Raw genomic sequence first — 20,037 nt, forward strand, 5'->3', positions numbered from 1 at the left:
CGAGTGGGGGTGGGTGGGTGGGGTGGGTGGTGGGGGTGGGTGGTGGGGGTGGGGGTTAGTTGGTTGGCCAGGTGTGGATGGGTTGGTTGGTGCGCTGGAGTTCGGCGTAGCGCTGGACCATGTGGTGTAGCGCGGCCGCCCGGTCCATGCCGTGGTGCCGCTCCGCCGCCCAGACCGTCTCGGTCTGCCAGACGGCGCCGTTGCGGCCGGTACGGCAGCGCTGCTCGATGATGCCGAGCAGCCGGTCCCGCTGCGCCGGGGCGACACCGAACCCGTCCAGCCCGGTGGCGGCGATGGGCAGCAGTTGGTCCAGGACCAGCTTGGTGACCGGCACGTCGCCGAGGCCGGGCCAGTGCAGCACGGCGTCGAGGCCACGTCGGGCGGCGGCTTGGAAGTTCTCCTCGGCGGAGCTGAACGTGAGTTGACTCCAGATCGGTCGGTCGGCCTCGGCCAGACCGCGCACCAGCCCGAAGTACAAGGCCGCGTTGGCGAGCATGTCGACCACAGTCGGACCAGCCGGCAGCACCCGGTTCTCCACCCGCAGGTGGGGGCGGCCGTTCATGATGTCGTAGACCGGACGGTTCCACCGGTAGACGGTGCCGTTGTGCAACCGCAACTCCCCGAGCTGCGGCACACCGCCGGCGTGCAGGACCTCCACCGGGTCCTCGTCTTCGCAGATCGGCAGCAGCGGCGGGAAATACCTGACGTTCTCCTCGAACAGGTCGAAGATCGAGGTGATCCACCGTTCGCCGAACCACACCCGCGGCCGTACGCCCTGGGCCTTCAGCTCGTCCGGGCGGGTGTCGGTGGCCTGCTGGAACAGGGCGATCCGCGTTTCGGCCCACAGTTGGCGGCCGTACAGGAAGGGGCTGTTCGCCCCGACCGCCACCTGCACCCCGGCGATGGCCTGGGACGCGTTCCAGTAGTCGGCGAAGCTGTCCGGGGCGACCTGGAGGTGGAACTGGAGGCTCGTGCAGGCGGCCTCGGGGGCGATCGAGTCGGTGTGCGTGCGCAACTGCTCGACGCCGCGAATGTCCAGCTCGATGTCCTCGCCCCGGGCGCCGACGATCTGGTCGTTGAGCACCCGGTAACGCTCGTTGGTGGAGAGGTTGTCCTCGACCAGGTGCCCCTCGGTGAGGGTGGGCAGGATGCCGACCAGGACGATCTTCGCGTCGGATCTGGCGGCCCGCTCGTCGGCGCGGGAGAGGCTGCCGCGCAGGTCGTGCTCGTAGTCGGCGAAGCCGGTGCCCTCGATCAGTCGGGGCTCGGCGTTGAGTTCCAGGTTGAACTGCCCCAACTCGGTCTGGAAGAGGGGGTCCGCGATGTCGGCGAGGATCTCCTCGTTGCGCATCGCCGGCTCGGCGGCCGAGTCGACCAGGTTGAGTTCGATCTCCAGGCCGGTCATCGGCCGGTCGGCGTCGAAGCCGAAGTCGTCCAGCATCAGGGCGAAGACGTCCAGGCACCGCCGCACCTTCTGCCGATATCGGACGCGATCATCCCGGGTGAAGGCGCCCTCTGAGACGTCCCTGCCCATGTGTCCTCCCGACGGCCGGCGCGGTCGGGATCCTGCCGTCCCGGAAGCGCTTTGTGAAGCATCCACGGTAAGAGCGCCCACCTGACCGGGGCCAGAGGCCGACGGCGATGATCCGACGTCGACCGGGCGGACGCGCTCGTGGCGCCATCTGTACCCCGTCGTCGACCGGCTGGACCCGATTGCGCTGCGAACAACCCGTGACAATTACCACGAGCGGGAACGACGCAGGGCCCGCGCCGACGTGCGGCGCGGGCCCTGCGTGCCGGATCGCCGGGAGGACAACCCTTGGCTCTCCGGCGATCCCAGGGGATCAGGCCTGACGAACGGCCTCGCCCTCGATCTCAATCTTGATCTTGCGGCTGACCAGCACGCCCCCGGTCTCCAGGGCGACGTTCCAGGTCAGGCCGAACTCCTCGCGGTCGATCTCGGTGCTCGCGGAGAAGCCGAAGATGTCCTGGCCGAACGGGCTGCGGCCGACACCCTCGAACTCCACCTCCAGCTCGACCGGGCGGGTGACGTCCTTGATGGTCAGCTCACCGGTGAGCACGAACTCACCGCCGCGACGGGACTTGACCCCGGTGCTGCGGAACTCGAGCGTCGGGAACTTCTCGGCGTCCAGGAACTCGGGGCTGCGCAGGTGCGCGTCCCGGTCGGCCTGGGTGGTGTCGACGCTGGCGGCCTGAATGGTGGCGACGACCGACGACTGCAGCGGGTCCTCGGCGACGGTGATGGTGGCGGTCGCCTCGTTGAACTCACCGCGAACCTTGCTCACCATCATGTGCCGGGCAACGAAGCCGACCCGCTTGTGCGCCACGTCGAGCGCATAGGTGCCGGCCGCCGGGATGGTGAGGCCGTCCCAGTCGCGGGTAACCGCATCGATGCTGCTGGTCATGCTGCTGTCCTCCAGGAGATTGTTTAGTAGCCCAACGACTGCTTGAGCAACTATAACTGCAACAACATTCCCCGTGTCAAGCACTGGTATGATGAACCGGTGACCAACGTCTTCGACGATCCCCGGATCACCGCCGTCGGCCTGCTCTTCGAGGCACACGCCGGGCTGTCGGCCCGGTTCAACGCCCAACTCGAGGAGCACGGCCTCTCCGCGGTCGAGTTCGAGGTCATCACCCGACTGGCCCGGTCACCGGGCAACCAACTACGCATGACCGACCTCGCCGCACAGACCTCCCTGTCGACCAGCGGAGTGACCAGGGTGGTCGACCGGATGGAGCGCGACGGGTTACTCACCCGCCGGGCCTGCCCGAACGACCGACGCAGCTCGTACGCGGTGGTCACCGGCTCCGGGATGCAACGCCTGAACGAGACGCTGCCCGGGCATCTACAGATGATCGAGCAGTGGTTCACCGGGCAACTCGACCCGGAGGCGCTGGCGGCCCTCCTCGACGGGTTGCGGCGGGTCCGTGACGCCGCGCATCCGTGTGCCACCGCCGGCAGTGACGACGTCAGCCCGGAGCAGGTCGCCGCCACCGACAACGCCAACCGACGGCAGTGATCAACCCTCGCCGTCGGGCGGCGGCAGCGGCAGAAAGACCGGCAGAACTGACCCAGCCAAGTTGGAGGATTCGGTCCAAGCCGACTTTCTGCCACCGCACCGGTGGCAGGCTTCCTGCACCGGGGATCACCGGGGGGTGACGGCGCGGGCGATCAGCGAGGGGTAGCACCAAAGGGGGCTCTTCGCCCGCGCCACTCTCCCGTCGCGATCCGCTCGGAAAGGCACAGGCTACTGGGCCGTTCCGCCCCGGGCGGCGATGAGCGCGTAGAGCAGCCCCGACTCCTGCGGCAACAGCCGGATGCCGCCCTCCACACAGACCCGGTCCAGTCGATCGAGCACCGACGGGTCCGCAGTGCTCGCAGCCAGCCCAACCAGCGCCTCCACCACGTCGCGGCGATCCTGCCCCGCATGGTCGGCGGCAGCCGCGAACCACTCGGCAGCCAACTCCCGGTCGCCCCGGTGCAGCGCCAGGTTCCCCTCGATCAACGCACAGAGCCCGGCCTCCGGCCCACCCCAGGCCAGCGCCGTGTCGTCTGAGCGCGGTCGCGGCACTGTCGGCCGCGCCGGCAGCGCCTCAACGCTCCCGGCGCGCAACTCGGTCAGCACCTCGGTCGCCTCCGCGACCCGCCCGTCCTGGGCGAGCGCCAGCCCGACGGTCCCGAGCACCCGACGGCGACGCCCGGGGTCACCCAGCTCGGACAGGGCCGCGATCGCCCGCCGGCCGCGATCGATGGCGTCCGCGTACCAGCCCTCCAGCCGGGCGACCTCGGCGCGATTGGCCCAGCCCAGCACCCGCAGTCGCTGCTCCCCACTCTCGGCGGCGAGTCGGTCCACCGCGGCGAGCCGGCGGCGGGCCGCAGCCAGATCTCCAGCGCGGATCTCGTGCCAGGCGAGGCTGTTCTGGGCCACCGCCAGGTCCCGGGTCCGCCCGTTGCGGGCGGCCAACCGCAGCAGCGCCTCGGCCTGCTCGCGAGCCTCGTCCTGCCGCCCGACGGAGATCAGCAGGGTGCCGAGCACGTTTCGCGCCTCCAGCTCCCCGGTGACGTCGCCGGCCTGCCGGAAGGTGTCCAACGCCGCACCGGCCGTCGACAACTCCTCGGCGCCCGCGCCGTGCTCCGCCGCGAGCCGGGCGACCCCGAGAGCGGCCCAGCCACGCAGAAGAGGATCAGCGTCGGCGGTCCTCGGGTCCGCCAGCAGCCGACGCAGCCACTGCCGCCCGGCGACGTCGCGTCCGCGGAACCGCCACCAGCGGGTCAGACAGGCCGCCAGCCGCAGTGCTGTCAACGGGTCGTCGGTAGCCGCGTGGGCCAACGACGAGCTGATGTCACTGCTCATCTCGTCCAGCCGGTGCACCGCGTCGGGTAACCGTGGGCCGATCAGGTCACTGGCGGTACGGGCCACCAGCCGCGCGATGACCTCCGCATGGCGACGCCGGATACAGGTCAGCTCACCTCCACCGGCCGCCTGCTCGACGGCGTAGTCGCGGACCGCGTCGAGCAGCCGGAATCGGAACGACCCGGTTTCGCGTACGCTCAGCAGCCCCAACTCGACGAAGCGGTCCAACAGTGGAACCGGGTCGATCGCCACCGTGCCGTCCCGGTCCGCCTCGTCGGCGAGCATCTCCTCGGCCAACTCGACCGACCACCGGTTACCGAAGACGGCCAGCTGCCGCAGCGCGGCCTGCTCGTCCGACGCCAACAGGCGGTAGCTGAACGCCACCGCGTCGCGCAGTGTGACGGCGACCGAGACCGCCGCACGGGTGTCGGGTCCGCTGGTCCGCCTGCCGAGCGCCTCCGGTGCGTCCCAGGCCGGGTGGGTGGACCCTTCGACGGGAGTGGCCAGGTCGAGCACCCGGTCGCCGTACCGGTCGAGCAGTTCGGTGAGGTCGAGGAGACGGCCCCGGGCGGCCATCAGCTCGATGGCCAACGGCAGGCCGCCCAACCGGCGCACCAACGCGGCGAGCGCCGGCAGCTCGGCGGGCACGGGTGGCTCACGGCGGACCTGAGCGAGCCGGGCGGTGAACAACGCGACCGCCGGCCACGATTCGAGCCCGGAGTGCTCGGCCTCCGGTGGTGGCACGTCGAGCGGCGCGACCGGCCAGACCCGCTCACCGGGCAGGCCCACCGGGTGTCGCCCGGTGACCAGCACCCGCAGCGAGGGCAGTGCGCCGAGCAACCGGTGCACTGTCGCGGCCACCGGACCCGGGGAACGCTCCACCGCGTCCATCACCAGCAGCGTCGGCCGCCCGGCGAGCAGCGCCACGAGTTCGGACAGGCGCGCCACGCCGAGCACCGACATCGAGGCGGCGAGCACGTCCGGACCGTCCGCGCCCTCGCCCACCAGCACCCCGGCAACACCGGCCGGGTGGGCGGCGGCCACCAGGTGCGCCACCGATGTCGCCAGGGCCGTCTTGCCGACGCCGGCCAACCCGACGAGGCTCACCAACCGGGGTCCCCGCTCCGCGGTCAGCATTCCGGCCAGCTCGGTGAGGTCGCGCTCCCGGCCGATCAACGCGACCGGTGGCGGGAGCGCTACCGACGGGTCGGCGGGTGCGGCCGCCGAGGCGGCGTTGCCGCCGACCGGGAACGCCGTCGAGGTGGCGTCCGACGAGGGCGATTCGACACCGGCGCCGCGGGCCGCGGCCAGGAAAGCCGCCCGGCTGGTGCCGGTCAGCGCCAGCGCACCGGCGAGCAGCTCGACAGTGGTGCGTTGTGGCCGGCTCGACCGGCCACGCTCCAGGTCACGCACCGTACGCACACCCACCCCGGCCCGGGACGCCAGCTCGGCCTGAGTGAGGCCGGCGGCGCGTCGATGCCCGCGGAGCAGCTCCGGCAGAGTGGTACGCCCAGCCGGGCTCCGCGACCAGTCATGATCCGGAGTCATGGGCACGAAGAGTACGGATGGACTCCGACCGTCGGCAGTCGAACGTCGGGCTACTGACGCCCACTCGCCGAAACCCGACAGCCGTACGGACAGTCCGTCCGGGACGACCGGCCGATCAGTTCGGCTGGACCACTCAGAGGCCCAGATCCCGAGCGATGATCATGCGCTGCACCTCACTCGTGCCCTCGCCGATCTCCAGGATCTTGGAGTCCCGCCAGAACCGGGCCACCGGGTACTCGTTCATGAAGCCGTACCCGCCGTGGATCTGGGTGGCCTCCCGGGCGTTGTCCACGGCGATGGTGCTGGCGTGCAGTTTGGCGATGGCGGCCTGCCGCTTGAACGGCTCGCCGGCCAGCATCCGTGCGGCGGCGTCGTAGTACGCCAGGCGAGCGGTGTGTGCCTTCAGCTCCATGTCGGCGATCTTGAACTGGATGGCCTGGTTGGCGCCGATCGGCTGACCGAAGGCGTGCCGCTCCTTCGCGTACTTGATCGACTCGTCGACGCAGCCTTGCGCGAGGCCTACGGCGAGCGCGGCGATCGCGATCCGGCCCTCGTCGAGGATCCGCAGGAACTGTGCGAAACCCCGACCCCGGGCACCGAGCAGGTTGGCGGCCGGCACCCGGCAGTCGTCGAAGGTCAGCTCGTGGGTGTCCGAGGCGGTCCAGCCCACCTTTGAGTAACCGGGCGCGACGGTGAAGCCGGGCGTTCCGGTCGGCACGATGATCGTCGACAGCTCCTTGGAGCCGTCCGGGTTCGTGCCGGTCACCGCTGTGACAGTGACCATGGCCGTGATGTCGGTCCCCGAGTTGGTGATGAAGGCCTTCGAACCGTTGATCACCCACTCGTCGCCGTCCAGCACCGCCCGGGTCTGCGTGCCGGCGGCGTCCGAGCCGGTGCCCGGCTCGGTGAGACCGAAGCCGGCCAGCGCCTCGCCGCTGAGCAGCCGGGGCAGCCAGGTCGCCTTCTGTTCCTCGGTGCCGAAGCGGTAGATCGGCATCGCGCCCAGCGAGACCGCCGCCTCCAACGTGATGGCCACGCTGGAGTCGACCCGGGCCAACTCCTCCAGGGCCAGGCAGAGCGCGAAGTAGTCGCCACCCATGCCGCCGTGCTCCTCGCCGAAGGGCAGGCCGAACAGGCCCATCTTGCCCATCTGCCGGATCACCTCGTACGGGAAGGTGTGCTGCTCGTAGTGCTCGGCGATGACCGGGGCGACCACCTCGCGGGCGAATTCCCGCACGCTCTCGCGCAGCGCCGCTTGTTCGTCGGTGAGCCGGAAGTCCATCTCATCCTCCTGTAAGGACGGTCCGCCTCGGCGCTCGTGACGCCGGGAGCGGGTCGCTGTGCGGGCGGCCTGAGTCGGTGATCAGACCGGGGTGACGCCGTGCCGACGGCGGGAGAAGTGCCGATCCTTGGTACCCGCCGCCGCGAAGCGACGGACCAGCTCGCTGCGCAGGTCGTGCGGCTCGACGATGGCGTCCACCACCAGCTCGCTGGCCAGCCGGACGACGTCGATGTCCTGCTCGTACTCGGCCCGCTTGGCGGCGACGAAGGCCGCCCGCTCTTCCTCGTCAGCAATGGCGGCAATCTTGTTGGCGTAGACCGCGTTCACTGCCGCCTCGGCGCCCATCACGGCGATCTTCGCGGTCGGCAGCGCGATGGTGGCGTCCGGCTCGAACCCGGGACCGGCCATCGCGTAGAGGCCCGCGCCGTACGCCTTGCGGACCACCACGCAGATCTTCGGAACTGTCGCCTCGGAGATCGCGGTGATCATCTTTGCGCCGTGCCGGATGATGCCCTGTTTCTCCACAGCGCTGCCGACCATGAAGCCGGGCACGTCGCTGAGGAACAGCAGCGGCACGTTGAACGCGTCGCAGAGCTGCACGAACCGGGTTGCCTTGTCTGCCGAGTCGACGAAGAGCACGCCGCCCTTGAACATGGAGTTGTTGCCGACCACGCCGACGACCTGACCGTCGAGACGGCCGAAGCCGATGGTCAACTCCTTGGCCCAGAGCGCCTGGACCTCGAAGAAGGAACCCTCGTCGAGCAGGCCCTTGACGTACCGTCGCATGTCGAACGCCTGCCGCTCGCTGGCCGGCACCAGCGCGGCCAGGTCGGCCTTCGCTGGCGCGGCGAGCGCCGGTGCGGTCGGCGGCGCTTGCGTCCAGTTCGCCGGCAGGTACGACAGGTAGGTCTTCACGACGTCGAGCGCGTCGGCCTCGGTCTTGCAGAGGAAGTGCCCCACGCCGGATTCGGCGGTGTGCACCTTCGCCCCGCCCATCGCCTCCAGGGTGGTCTTCTCGCCGGTGACCATCTCGACCATCCGGTCTGAGCCGAGGTACATGCTGGCGTTGCCGTCGACGAGCGCCACCACGTCGCAGAACGCCGGGATGTACGCCCCACCGGCGGCACTCGGGCCGAACAGCGCGCAGACCTGCGGGATCGAGCCCGAGGCGCGGACCTGGTTCCAGAAGATCTTGCCGGCGCCACGCCGGCCGGGGAAGAGATCGACCTGGTCGGTGATCCGGGCACCGGCCGAGTCGACAAGGTAGACCATCGGCACGCCGGCGCCGTACGCCCGCTCGATGATCCTGATGATCTTCTCGACGGTGCGGGCGCCCCAGCTGCCGGCCTTGACCGTGGAGTCGTTGGCCATCAGGCAGACCTGTCGGCCGTCGATGGTGGCGGTGCCGGTCACCACGCCGTCGGCGGGCAACCCTTCGGCCATCGTGTTGGCGTAGAGGCCGTCCTCGACGAACGAGCCCTCGTCGACCAGGAGCGCGACCCGCTCACGGGCGAAGAGCTTGCCCTTGGCCGCGTTGGCAGCGTGGTACTTGTCCGCGCCGCCGGACCTGGCCCGCTTGCGCAGTTGCTCCAGTGCCTCACCGTCGAGCGTCACGCCGACCCCCTACTGCCGCCACCCCGGCCGGTTACCGTGCGGGCACGCCGACCGCCTAAACGATCGTTAGGCTAACGTACCCGGACGGGTCCCGGCGACCCAACCGCCGGTTGGGACAGGGCCGGGGTGGAGCGCCAACCAGGGGGCGGCGCGGACGGGGCTCAGGTCAGACGGCCGGCTTCTTACCGATCCACTTCTCGTAGAGCGCGTCGTACGTGCCGTCCTGCTTCGCCTTGGCCAACTCCTCGTTGATCGTCTTGAGCAGCTCCGGGTTGCCGCCCTTCTTCACCGAGATCCCGTACTGCTCGCCGGTGTCGAACTCGGCCGCCACCTCGAAGCCACCCGGGTTCTCCTTGATGTACTCGGCCCAGACCGGCAGGTCGTTGATGGCGGCCTCGATCTGCCCGGTGGCGAGAGCCTGCTGCTCGGCAGCGAGGTCCTCGAACTCGACGAGCTGGAGGCTCTTCTCCTTCTCGAACCTGCGGGCGTAGTCACGGCCCGTGGTCGCCGCCTGCACGCCGACCTTCCGGCCCTTCAGGTCGTCCAGTGACTTGTACGACTTGCCGGTCTTGACCAGCATCGCCTGGGTCGCGTCGAAGTAGGGGGCGGAGAAGTCCATCACCTTCTGCCGCTCCTCGGTGATCGTCATGCCCGCGGCGGCGGCGTCACACTTGCCGGTGTTCAGGTCCTGACCGGACTTGATCCCCTCGAACGGCGTGTCGACTATCGCCTGCTCGACGCCCAACTTCCTGGCGACCAGATCCATGACGTCGACGTCGAATCCCACCACCTTGCCGCTGGCGTCCTTGGACTGGAACGGCGGGTACGGCAGGTGGGTGCAGATGGTCAGGGTGCCGGCCTTGATGAGCTTGACCCCGCTGGTCTGAACCTCGCCCTGATCCTTCTTGGCACATCCGGCACTGAGGGCAAGCGCACCGACAGTAACAACGAGACCGATGACTCGGAACGGCTTATGGATATTCACAGTTATGCCCCTTTGTTTCCTCTAAGTAACGGGAGGACAGGGTGACGGCAGAGGGACCGTACCTGATTCCAGGATTGCAGACTAGATCCAGAGGCACTGAGCGGCGGGTCCGCTCGGACGGGGCGGCGACACCCCGCCCGACACCCAAGGTTGTCGATCCCGGTTGGTGAGAATCCCTGACAGCACTGGGATTTGCCTGCTAGCCGCCGGACGTTCGCGCCCGCCCGCGAGGACCCGCCACCGGCGGCCGACCGGCGGCGGGTTCGACGCTGACCGATTTTGACGCTTCGCCCTGTTCTTCGGTGGTAAATCACCGGTATCGATGCATAGACAATTTCAAAAGGTCATAGTTACGATGCGATGCAGTCAACGGGGACTATCAATCGTGCCTACGGTGTCGCCGCTACGGCATATTGTGAACTGCTCGGGAGAGGTGCCTCCGTGGTGTCCTCAGAAAAACCTTGACCGTCACCAGAACAGAGCGCCTGCGGCCCAGTCCTGCCCAGGTCGGCGCTCTCCTCAACGGGCCGGTCCGGCCACGTCCGATCGACCAGACAGTCGTCGACCTCATCGACGAGACGATCCGCCGGCATCCCGACGCCACAGCGGTCGTCCATCCCACCGGCACGCTCACCTATCGGGACGTGGATCGGCTGGCCGACGCGGTCACCACCGATCTGCTCGCCGTTGGCGCCCGGCGGGGTGACTTCGTCGCGCTCCTGCTCGACGACCGGGTCGGGCTCCTCGTCGCCATGCTCGGCACCATGCGGTCCGGCGCCGCGTTCGTGCCGTTCGACCGGGCCTGGCCGGCGCTGCGCCAGGTCCGGATGCTCGACGGCCTCAACCCGGTCGCCACCGTCGGGTCACCACCGAGCGGCGCACCCGCCCTGCCGGTGATCGACGTGCGGACGGATCCGGCCCCACCCCGCAGCCCCGCGCCCGCCACCGACCGACCCCGGCCGGAAGACCCCATCTACGCCTTCTTCACAAGTGGTTCCACCGGTCTGCCCAAGTGCGCCGTCAACCTGCACCACGGGCTGGTCAACCGCTTCCTGTCCATGACCGAACGGTTCGCCGCCGATGGTGCGGTGGTGCTCCAGAACTCCGCGCACACCTTCGACTCGTCGATCTGGCAGTTGCTGTGGCCGCTGACCCGTGGTGGCACCGTGGTCATCCCGGACCGCACCGGCATCCTCGACTTCGACGCGACGCTGGCCCAGATCCACCGGCACGGCGTCACCATGACGGACTTCGTCCCCAGCATCTTCGACCTGCTCGTCGAACGCCTCGAACACCGGCCACAGGACTGGCACCTGCTGGCGTCGATGCGCCAGGTCTTCATCGGTGGCGAAGCCGCGAAACCGCACACCGTGCAGGCCTTCCGACGGATGTTCGCCGACATCCGGGTGACAAACACCTACGGTCCGACCGAGGCGTCGATCGGCTCGGTCTTCCACGCCGTGCAGGACGACGACAGCCAGGTCATCCCCCTCGGTCTGCCCCTGCCCAACACCTCAGTGCTGCTCCTCGACGAGCACGGTCAGCCGACCCCCCGGGGCGAGATCGGCGAGATCCACCTCGCCGGCGTCTGCCTGGGCGCGGGGTACCACTGCGACGCGGAGCGGACCCGACAGGTATTCGTCCCGAACCCGTTCGACGAGGTCGCCGGCGACCTGCTCTACCGCACCGGGGACTTTGGCTGGGTGCGCGAGGACGGCCTGCTGATGTTCAGCGGCCGCCGGGACGCCCAGGTCCAGATCGCCGGGATACGGGTCGACCTGGGCGAGATCGAGCACGCGCTCACCACGCTGCCCGGCGTACACCAGGTGAAGGTGATCGTCGACGAGGCCGGCGCGGCGGCGACAATGGTCTGCTTCTACTCGGCCGAGCGGGCCGTCACCGAGGAGGCGCTGCGCGAGCACGCCCGGACCGCGCTGCCCGCCGCGCTGGTGCCCGCCAGGTTCGTCCGACTCGCCACCCTGCCGCTGCTCTCCAACGGCAAGGTCGACCAGGAGCGGCTGCGCCGCCGACTGGCGGGCGCCGCGCCGAAGGCCGCCGACACCGACGCCGCCTACCCGGTGGGCAGCGTCGAGGCGCGGATCGCCGAGATCTGGACGCGAGTGCTGGGCTTCAGCGCCAACGACGACGACTTCTACTGCCTCGGTGGTACGTCACTCGGCGCGGCCCGGCTCGCTGTGGAGTTCGAACGCGCCTTCGCGATCCGGTTGGACGTCCGCGACCTGATCCGTTCCACCACCATCGCGGCACAGGCCGAACTGGTCCGCCGAGGCAGCCCGCTGCCCCCGCCCGTTGTCACGCCGCACGAACTGGCCGACGATCTGCGCCTCGGTGAACTGGGCCGGGTGCGGGTCCGACGGCCCGACGACCCGGGGGCGATCCTGCTGGTCGGCGCGACCGGCTTCATCGGTTCGCACGTGCTGGCCGCCCTCACCGCGCAGGGTGGTCGAACGATCGTCTGCCTGGTCCGCGCCACCGACGACGAGGCCGCCCGACACCGGGTCAGGTCAGCGCTGTCGGCCGCCGGCTACGGGCCAGCGGAGCTGATCGGATGGTCGGCCCTCGCCGGTGACCTGGACAAACCTCACCTCGGGCTGGTGGCCGCCGACTGGCGGCGGCTCTGTCGACAGGTCGGCACCATCGTCGACGCCGGCGGCCGGGTCGACACTCTCCGCGACTACGTCGACCTACGGGCCACAAACGTGCACGGCCTGCGTACCCTCATCCACCTCGCCGGCACCCACGTCCGCAAGCGGATCATCTCGCTGTCGACGACCACTGTGCGCCACGCCCCCGGCACACCGCTCACCGAGTCGTTCCTGCCGCAGTGGTCGGCGTTGCCACCCGACGGTTACAGCCAGTCCAAGTGGGTCGGCGAACAACTGCTACGGGCGGCCACCGAGCAGGGTGTCCCCGCCGCCGTCGTCCGGCTCGGCGAGGTCGCCGCCCACTCTCGGACCGGCCACGCCAACCCCCGGTCCTCGGTCACCATGATCCTGCGGCTCTGCCTCCGGCTCGGCGTACGGCCACCGACCCGCCTGCACGTGGACTGGACACCGGTCGACCTGGTCGCCCGGGTGGTCGCCGCGCTGACCGACCCGCACCAGCCGGTGCCGCCGGGCACCGTGCTGAACGTGGTGGCGCCGACGTCGGTGCCGGTGACCGAGCTGCTGTCCCGGCTCCGCGCCGAGGCGGGCGCGCTGCCGGAAGTCCCGTACGACCGGTTCCTCGACCGGGCCGCCGACCTTGTCGGCGATGACGAGACAGCCCGCTGTCTCGCTGTTCTTCGGCCCCGCAGCGCCGCGGCGACCGACGCACTGACCGGGGTGTGCCACGACGCTTTGGTCGGCACCGACACGGTCCACGCCGCCCGGCTGGCTCGGGACCTCGGCCTCAACTGGGGCACGGGTCGGGACGTGCTGGTCGACACGATGGTCGACCGCCTCGCGAGGACCTTCCTGTCAGTGAACCGTCCGCACCTGTCCACCGCGACAGCCCAGTGAACCGCGACCGACCGGCCCAGGAGACGCCATGAAGGTGAACCTCTACTACGCCCCGTTCCCCTCGCAGATCTTCCAGGGGGAGAGCGAGCCGATCAACACCGAGCGGCCACTCAACCCGAAGAGCGCGCTGACCACAATCGCCGCCGGGCTGCGGGCGTACGCACCGCACTTTGGCTACTCCTGCGACATCGAGATCATCGACCTTCAGCTCGGTGGGCAGCGGGTGAAGTACAAGTCCCTGCCGTACGGCCCCCGGATCATGGACTGTTTCCGGTACGGCACCCCGTTCGAGGAGGCGGACGAGAAGATCCGCTCGGCCGAGGTGCACGGGATCACCTGCAACTTCACCAACAGCGCGCACATCGTCAGTGACCTCGCGCAGCACATCAAGCGGGTCAACCCGAAGGCCATCGTCGTGGTGGGCGGTGTCGACTGCACCGCCCGCCCGCAGTACTACCTGTCCCGTGGCGCGGACGTGGTGGTGCGTGGCGAGGGCGAGCTGACCTTCGCCCGGATCATCGACGCGCTCAACCGCAAGCAGGACCTGGGCACCGTGCCGAACATCTCGGTGCGGGGCCGGCTGATCCCCACCAAGGTGGACACCGGCGAGACCATACCGATGGATTCGATCGAGCCGATGGCCCTGGATCTGATCCCCGACCTGTCGGTCTACACGGACACGGCGGAAGGGCCGCCGCCGGAGGGCGTGCAGGGCAGCTTCATCTGCTGGGAGACGTCCCGCGGCTGCGCGTGGCGGTGCTCGTTCTGCACGGCCCCGTCCCGCGGCGGGTACCGCTACATGAGCCTGCCGACGATGGAGAAGCACCTCAAGACGTTCCAGGAGTACGGCATCAGGACGATCGTGTGGCAGGAGGACAACCCGCTGTCCCGGATTCAACAGAACGGCACCGGCCGCTACCTGTACGACTCCGGGCGCGAAGACGTGCTCGCGATGTTCCACATGTTCCGGGACTACGGCTTCGCCTGGGAGTTCGCCAACGGCATCGAGTTCGGCAAGTTCATGCAGAACGGCAGCTTCGACCACGAACTCGCCGACGCGCTGCTCGGCAGCAAGATGGTCGACGGTCGGTGGGTCGGTTGCTACCGGGTGCAGATCCCGCTGGACAACATGAACGTCAAGAAGCGCCGGTTCCCCAAGCTGCTCGGCTTCGACGAGCAGGTGGACGTGCTGGCGACGATGCTCACCGACCACGGCGTCGGCCACCAGACGTACGACCTGTTCATCGGCTATCCCGAGCACGACCGCGAGGGCATCGACATGTTCACCGACTACTGCCTGCGGTTGAAGGAGGAACTGACCGCCGTCGGGCGGGGGAAGTACAAGCCGTACTTCAACGTGTTCAACCTGTCGTTGCTGCCGGGTGCCCGGGACTGGACCACCCTGCACTCCCTGCTCCAGTTCGACATCGACGAGAACCCGGAGGTCATCGGGATCTTCCTGTCGGCGATCAACACCGACCACTTCACCTACTGGGACATCTACCAGAAGCGTCTCGAGATGACGACCATGCTCAACGATCGCGAGATGCACCGTCTCTACGACGGCATCTACGCGGGCTGACCAGGAGGTTAGGGCCATGCGTGTCACCCTGTTGTACGCCCCGTACCCCGGGCAGTCGTTCCGCGACGAGGACACCACCATCAGTCCGGTGCGGGTCCGCAACCCCAAGAGCGCACTCGTCACGTTGGCGGCCGGCGCGCGCGCCTACCTGCGCGAGTGGGGGGTTGACGCGGAGTTCAAGATCGTCGACACCCAGGTCGACGATGGCGAACCTGAGCACTACGCCTCGTTCCAGTACGGGCCACGCACCATCGACTGCCACCGCTACGGCGGCCCGTTCGAGGCGTACGCGGACGAGGCGCGTGCCGCCGACATCATCGGGATCTCCAACAACTTCACCAACTCCGCCCGGGTGGTGACCGAGTTCGCCACGTTCCTCAAGCAGGTGAACCCGAACGCGCTGATCGTCGGTGGGGGGATGGACGTCACCGCCCGACCGGACTGGTATCTGGCCAACGGCTTCGACGTGGTCATCCAGCTTGAGGGTGAGCTCACCTTCGCCAAGCTGATCCAGGCCCGCGCGACCGGCCAGCCCATCGAGGGGATGGTGATGACGCGACGGGTCGGCGACGGGCTCGTCATCATGGGTGGCGCCCAACTCAACCTGGCCGAGCTGCCGCCGATGGCGCTCGACCTGATCGACGACCTGTCGGTGTACGACGACACCGGCGAGGGCCAACCGCCGATGACGGTGCGGGCCCCGTTCACCTGTTTCGAGACCTCGCGCGGCTGCTATCGGACCTGCTCGTTCTGCGCGACCCCGATGCGCGGGCACTACCGCTACATGAAGCCGGAGGTGGTGCGGCGGCACTTCGAGTACCTGAAGTCGATGGGGATCTCGAACATCCTGTTCCAGGAGGACAACACGCTCTCCCGGATCCAGCGCTCGGGTCGGGGGACGCTGCTGCACGACAGCGGCCGGGAGGACACTCTGGAGATCTTCCGGATGGCCCGCGAGATGGGCTTCTCCTGGGAGTTCGCCAACGGACTGGAGTTCGGCAAGTTCCTCGACCTGGGTGAGGTCGACCGGGAGTTGATGGAGACCCTGTTCTGGAACGACACCAGCGGGGACCGCTGGATCGGCTGCTACCGGGTGCAGATCCCGCTCGAGTACCTCGGTGACGAGCCCACCAAGAAGTTCAACAAGCTGCGGCCCTTCCAGGAGCAGTTGCAGATCGTCACCTCGATGCTGGATCTCGGCGTCCGCTATCTGACCTTCAACATGCTGATCGGGCATGACGACGACGACCAGGCGATGATCGACATGTACCTCGACCGGTGCCTGCAGCTGAAAGCCCGGCTCAACGAGGCGAGCACCGAGGCCACAAACTACTTCAATGTCTTCAACCGGACCCTGCTCCCCGGCACCGCGGACTTCCGGAAGAAGGCGGATCGACTATCGTTCGACATCGAGAAGACGCCGGAAGTGATCAGCGTCTACCTCTCGCCGATGCCGTCGAACCACCTCTCCTACTACCAGCTGTTCGAGCAACGCCTGCGGCTCACCGAGGCGTTGAACGGCTCGCTGATCGACCAGTACGACGGCATCTACCGGCCGCGCACGCAGAAGGAGTCCGTCCCCGTTGTCTGAACTGGTGACTGATGTCGCTGGGTGAGGCCGTCGGGCGTTACGCCGCACTCTGGCGTACGCCCGGCGTTCCCCGGGTGATGTTGCCCGCGATGCTCGCCCGGCTACCGGTGGCCATCGAACCGCTCGCGATATTCCTGCACATCAGCGCCAAAACCGGTTCCTACACGGCCGGCGCGACGGCCCTCGGCGTCTTCTCGGCGGCGTTGGCCGTCGCCTGGCCGCTGCACGGCCGGCTGATCGACAGACGCGGTCTGCGGGTGGTGCTGCTGACACTGGCGGCGCTGCACGCTGTGGCACTGGCCGTCTTCGTCGTCGCGAGCAGCGGCCCGGCCTGGTTGCTGGTGGGCTCGGTCGCGCCCGTCGCGCTCACCATGGCACCGGTGGGCTCGACCGTCCGCGCGGCCTGGGCGTTGATCCTGCCGCCCGGGCCGGCACTGAACACCGCCAACGCGTTGGAGGCGGTGTTGATCGAGGTCTTCTTCGTGATCGGCCCCGCAGTGACCGGCCTGTTGACAGGCGTCTTCAGTGCACTCACCACGACGCTGCTGGCCGGCGGAATGCTCGTTGTCGGCTCCCTCCTGTACGGCACCGCACCCGCCGTGGCGACGATGCGCAGGGAGGCCGACGACGCCGAGCCGGGCGGGACCGACGGTGGAGAGAGCCATCCCCGGGGCGGGCGGAGGCCGTGGCGCATTCCCGGCGTGGTGGCGATCCTGGTGGCTGCCGGCGGGGCGGCCGCGGCGTTCGCCGTACTCGAGGTCACAGTGCCGGCGACAGTGTCGGCGCACGGGAACGCCGCGGCGACCGGCGTGGCGCTGCTGTCCCTGCCCCCGGCGGCCAGCGTCCTCGGCGGGCTGGTCTACGGCGCGCGACACCACACCCGACTGCCGGTCAACCGCTACCTCGTACTGCTGGCGGTGGCGTTCGCGTGCATGGTCCCGCTGGTCTTCGCCACGTCGGTCCCGGTGCTCGCGGTGTGCCTGTTCCTCGCGGGTCTCCCCCTGGCGGCGCTCAGCTCGGAGGAGTTCGGCCTGCTCGGCAGCCTGGTGCCCAAGACGGTGATCAACGAGTCGTTCGCCCTGGCGGCCACGATGATGGCGGTGGGCAGCGCGGCCGGGACGCTGGCGGCCGGCGCCGTCCTGGGCTGGCTCGGCCCCACCGAGGCGCGGCTGCTGTCCCCGACGGCCGCCCTGATCGCGTTCGCGGCCGTCTTGTCGATGCGGGCTACGCTGAGCAACGTCGATTCATTGGCCACAGCCGACAGCGGAGCGTGACGGGACAGCGCGGTCGAAGAACGCCCGGGGTGGGGATCGGAAAAAGCGGGGGGACACGTGTCCGGAAACGGCGCGGAAGATTACTACGGCCTGCGCAGATGCATGGTGACGGCGCAGGAGGCACTGGACAGACGGTGGGCGGACGACGCGGACGTGGTCGTCGTGACCGACCCACCCCGGGAGCACTGGACGGGTCTTCAGGCCGCCGGCTTCCGGATCAAGCCACGGTGGGTGACCTGGGGGCAACCCACCCCGCCCAGCGCGGAGGACTTCCTCGCCGGGCTCTCCAAGGCGGAGCGCCGCAACTTCAGGGACGTGCGGCGGTACGTCGACACGCAGGGGCTCACCATCGAGGTGCACGCCCGAGTCACCCCGGAGCTGTTCGCCGAGTTCCTGGCCGTGTACGACGCGCAGATCGCCGCCATGCCGCACGGCCTGCCGACGGCGCACTGGGTCGACGCCACAGAGACCGGGCTCGCCGACTTCTTCCTCGTCGCGGCGCGCGCCGGCAACGAGTTGATCGCCGGTGTCGTCTGCCGCGTCGCCGCGTCCGACCCGGCCATGCGGATCGCCTTCTCCGCCGCGCGGCCGCAGGTCCGCCAGGCGATGATCAGTCGGGCGCTCTATCTGGCCGCGTTCGAGGAGGCCCGCCGGCGTGAGTTCGCCTGGATCTCACTCGGCACCGACCCCACCCTGTACGGCCACATCGCCCAGGCCGGGCTGTTCACCTTCAAGAGCCGACTCGGGTTCGTGCCGGTGCCGCTGCACCACCTCGACCCCGACGACGACGGCTGCGACGAGGCGGAACTGGTCCTCAACACCGAACGGCTCAGCGAGCCGGCGCTGAGCCTCTGCTACGCCCAGCCACCGGATCGACCGGGCACCTGGGCGGATCCGCTGCCGATGCGGCTCGACGTACTCAGCCCGGCGCGCGGCCTCGACCTGCGCCCGTACCGGGCCTCCTTCGTCACGGAGACCGTCGTGGCTCCACCGGGCGTCGGGGTGGCCGCGGGCGGGGTCGTCGTGATCGTCGACCCGTTCTCGACCGGCGCGCTGCTGGCACCCGCCTTCAACCGGCAGGGTCGGCGCTGTGTCGCGGTCCTCACCGGAACCATCAACGAGCGGTACGCCGCCGGTCTGCGCCGCGACGACTTCCTTGCCGTGTTGACAGTGCGCGGCGAATCCCCGCAGGCCCTCGGCGCCGCCGCCGAACTGCTCGCACCGATGCGTCCGGTCGAGGTGATCGCGGGCAGCGAGTGGGGCGTCAACGTCGCCGACGACCTCGCGGAACTGCTGGGGCTGCCCGGCAACGTCCGCTCGGCGGACCGTCCCCGGCGGGAGAAGCCCGCGATGATGAACGCGGTCGCCCGTGCGGGTCTGCGGGTGCCGCTCGGCGCGCGGGTGGGCAGCGTCGAGGAGTTGGACGACTGGCTCGCCACCAGCCGGGTGTTGCCGGTGGTGGTCAAGCCGGCCGCCAGCGCCGGCTCGGAAGGGGTGTACTTCTGCGCGGACGAGGCCCAGGCGCGGGCGGCGACGGCGAAGCTGCTCGGCGCGACGAACGCCATGGGCCAGCCGAACGACTCGTTGCTGGTGCAGGAGCAGCTGGTCGGCCAGCAGTACTTCGTCAACAGCGTGAGCCTCGACGGCCGCCACCACATCCACGAGATCTGGCGCGACGACCGCTTCTTCATCGACGGCCGCCCGGTGTACGACAGGCAGGTCCTGCTGGATGGGACCGGTGCGATCGAAGGCGTGCTCCGCCCGTTCGTCGAGGGGGTGCTGGACGCGCTGGGCGTGCGTACCGGCCCGGCGCACACCGAGCTGCTCGTCGACGACCGGGGACCGGTCCTGATCGAGTCCGGGGCGCGGCTGGAGGGTGGCGTCACCCCGGCCGGGCCCGAGCGGGCCACCGGGGTGAGCCAGTTGTCGCTGACCGTCGAGCGGTACACCGACCCGGACCGCTTCGCCCGGCGGATCGGCGCCGGCTACCAGCGGCAGCGGGCCCTGATGGTGGTCTGCCTGGTGGCGCCCTACGACGGCGCGGTCGCCGAGGGCGCGGCGCAACGACTTGCCGAGATCCCCTCGGTCTTCTGCGGGTCGGCGTTGGATCTGCTGCCCGGCACCCCGGTGCACCGGACCATCGACCTGTTCACCTCGCCCGGCCATCTCTACCTGATCGCGGATGATCCGAGCCGGCTGGAGGAGGACTACCAGCGGATTCGTGCTCTCGAACAGAAGGATCTGTACGAGTACAGATAAGG

At 69.4% G+C, this 20,037-nt stretch carries 12 protein-coding genes; 6 read left to right on the forward strand and 6 right to left on the reverse strand.

The window, feature by feature from the left end:
* Positions 1 to 55 precede the first annotated feature (55 nt).
* Both AB0B94_RS03745 and AB0B94_RS03750 read right to left on the reverse strand, forming a co-directional pair.
* Positions 56 to 1,534, reverse strand: coding sequence for a glutamate--cysteine ligase (locus tag AB0B94_RS03745; protein ID WP_357267950.1), 1,479 nt, complete (start codon positions 1,532 to 1,534; stop codon positions 56 to 58).
* Between the two features lie 310 nt (positions 1,535 to 1,844).
* Positions 1,845 to 2,426, reverse strand: a complete 582-nt coding sequence (locus tag AB0B94_RS03750) for a YceI family protein (protein WP_091396394.1) — start codon at positions 2,424 to 2,426, stop codon at positions 1,845 to 1,847.
* A 99-nt stretch (positions 2,427 to 2,525) separates the two neighbouring features.
* Between AB0B94_RS03750 and AB0B94_RS03755 the strand changes: the two genes are divergently transcribed.
* Positions 2,526 to 3,044: a MarR family transcriptional regulator gene (locus AB0B94_RS03755; RefSeq protein ID WP_357267952.1), complete on the forward strand. Its 519-nt coding sequence runs from the start codon at positions 2,526 to 2,528 to the stop codon at positions 3,042 to 3,044.
* Positions 3,045 to 3,272: 228 nt separating this feature from the next.
* Here AB0B94_RS03755 and AB0B94_RS03760 read toward each other — a convergent pair whose 3' ends face one another.
* The 4 genes from AB0B94_RS03760 to AB0B94_RS03775 all read right to left on the reverse strand — a co-directional run bounded on the left by AB0B94_RS03760 (position 3,273) and on the right by AB0B94_RS03775 (position 9,808).
* A complete protein-coding gene (locus AB0B94_RS03760) occupies positions 3,273 to 5,927 on the reverse strand; it encodes a helix-turn-helix domain-containing protein (RefSeq protein WP_357267954.1) in 2,655 nt (884 codons plus the stop codon).
* Between the two features lie 133 nt (positions 5,928 to 6,060).
* The gene (locus AB0B94_RS03765; protein ID WP_357267956.1) at positions 6,061 to 7,209 is read right to left on the reverse strand and encodes an acyl-CoA dehydrogenase family protein; all 1,149 of its coding nucleotides are present in this window, start codon (positions 7,207 to 7,209) and stop codon (positions 6,061 to 6,063) included.
* Positions 7,210 to 7,290: 81 nt separating this feature from the next.
* On the reverse strand, positions 7,291 to 8,823 hold the full coding sequence (locus tag AB0B94_RS03770) for an acyl-CoA carboxylase subunit beta (protein ID WP_357267958.1): 1,533 nt from the start codon (positions 8,821 to 8,823) through the stop codon (positions 7,291 to 7,293).
* Between the two features lie 166 nt (positions 8,824 to 8,989).
* A complete protein-coding gene (locus AB0B94_RS03775) occupies positions 8,990 to 9,808 on the reverse strand; it encodes a basic amino acid ABC transporter substrate-binding protein (RefSeq protein WP_357267960.1) in 819 nt (272 codons plus the stop codon).
* A 461-nt stretch (positions 9,809 to 10,269) separates the two neighbouring features.
* Between AB0B94_RS03775 and AB0B94_RS03780 the strand changes: the two genes are divergently transcribed.
* From AB0B94_RS03780 to AB0B94_RS03800, 5 genes are read left to right on the forward strand one after another with little or no spacing between them, the layout of a single operon-like run.
* On the forward strand, positions 10,270 to 13,329 hold the full coding sequence (locus tag AB0B94_RS03780) for an amino acid adenylation domain-containing protein (protein WP_357267962.1): 3,060 nt from the start codon (positions 10,270 to 10,272) through the stop codon (positions 13,327 to 13,329).
* Positions 13,330 to 13,357: 28 nt separating this feature from the next.
* Positions 13,358 to 14,911 carry a cobalamin-dependent protein gene (locus AB0B94_RS03785; protein WP_357267964.1) on the forward strand — a complete coding sequence of 518 codons (1,554 nt, stop codon included), beginning with the start codon at positions 13,358 to 13,360 and terminating at the stop codon, positions 14,909 to 14,911.
* Between the two features lie 16 nt (positions 14,912 to 14,927).
* Complete coding sequence (locus AB0B94_RS03790) at positions 14,928 to 16,502, forward strand: cobalamin-dependent protein (protein WP_238669686.1); 1,575 nt, start codon at positions 14,928 to 14,930, stop codon at positions 16,500 to 16,502.
* 11 nt (positions 16,503 to 16,513) lie between these two features.
* Positions 16,514 to 17,776, forward strand: a complete 1,263-nt coding sequence (locus tag AB0B94_RS03795) for an MFS transporter (RefSeq protein ID WP_357267967.1) — start codon at positions 16,514 to 16,516, stop codon at positions 17,774 to 17,776.
* 57 nt (positions 17,777 to 17,833) lie between these two features.
* A complete protein-coding gene (locus AB0B94_RS03800; protein WP_357267969.1) occupies positions 17,834 to 20,035 on the forward strand; it encodes a GNAT family N-acetyltransferase in 2,202 nt (733 codons plus the stop codon).
* The last annotated feature ends 2 nt before the right edge of the window (positions 20,036 to 20,037 follow it).

It is taken from the genome of Micromonospora sp. NPDC048986, assembly GCF_040649335.1.
Taxonomy (GTDB): domain Bacteria; phylum Actinomycetota; class Actinomycetes; order Mycobacteriales; family Micromonosporaceae; genus Micromonospora; species Micromonospora alfalfae.

Coding starts and splice junctions, on each gene's coding strand:
- AB0B94_RS03765 (WP_357267956.1), bottom strand. CDS start 7,209: ATGGACTTCCGGCTCACCGACGAACAAGCGGCGCTGCGCGAGAGCGTG.
- AB0B94_RS03785 (WP_357267964.1), top strand. CDS start 13,358: ATGAAGGTGAACCTCTACTACGCCCCGTTCCCCTCGCAGATCTTCCAG.
- AB0B94_RS03745 (WP_357267950.1), bottom strand. CDS start 1,534: ATGGGCAGGGACGTCTCAGAGGGCGCCTTCACCCGGGATGATCGCGTC.
- AB0B94_RS03750 (WP_091396394.1), bottom strand. CDS start 2,426: ATGACCAGCAGCATCGATGCGGTTACCCGCGACTGGGACGGCCTCACC.
- AB0B94_RS03790 (WP_238669686.1), top strand. CDS start 14,928: ATGCGTGTCACCCTGTTGTACGCCCCGTACCCCGGGCAGTCGTTCCGC.
- AB0B94_RS03795 (WP_357267967.1), top strand. CDS start 16,514: ATGTCGCTGGGTGAGGCCGTCGGGCGTTACGCCGCACTCTGGCGTACG.
- AB0B94_RS03760 (WP_357267954.1), bottom strand. CDS start 5,927: ATGACTCCGGATCATGACTGGTCGCGGAGCCCGGCTGGGCGTACCACT.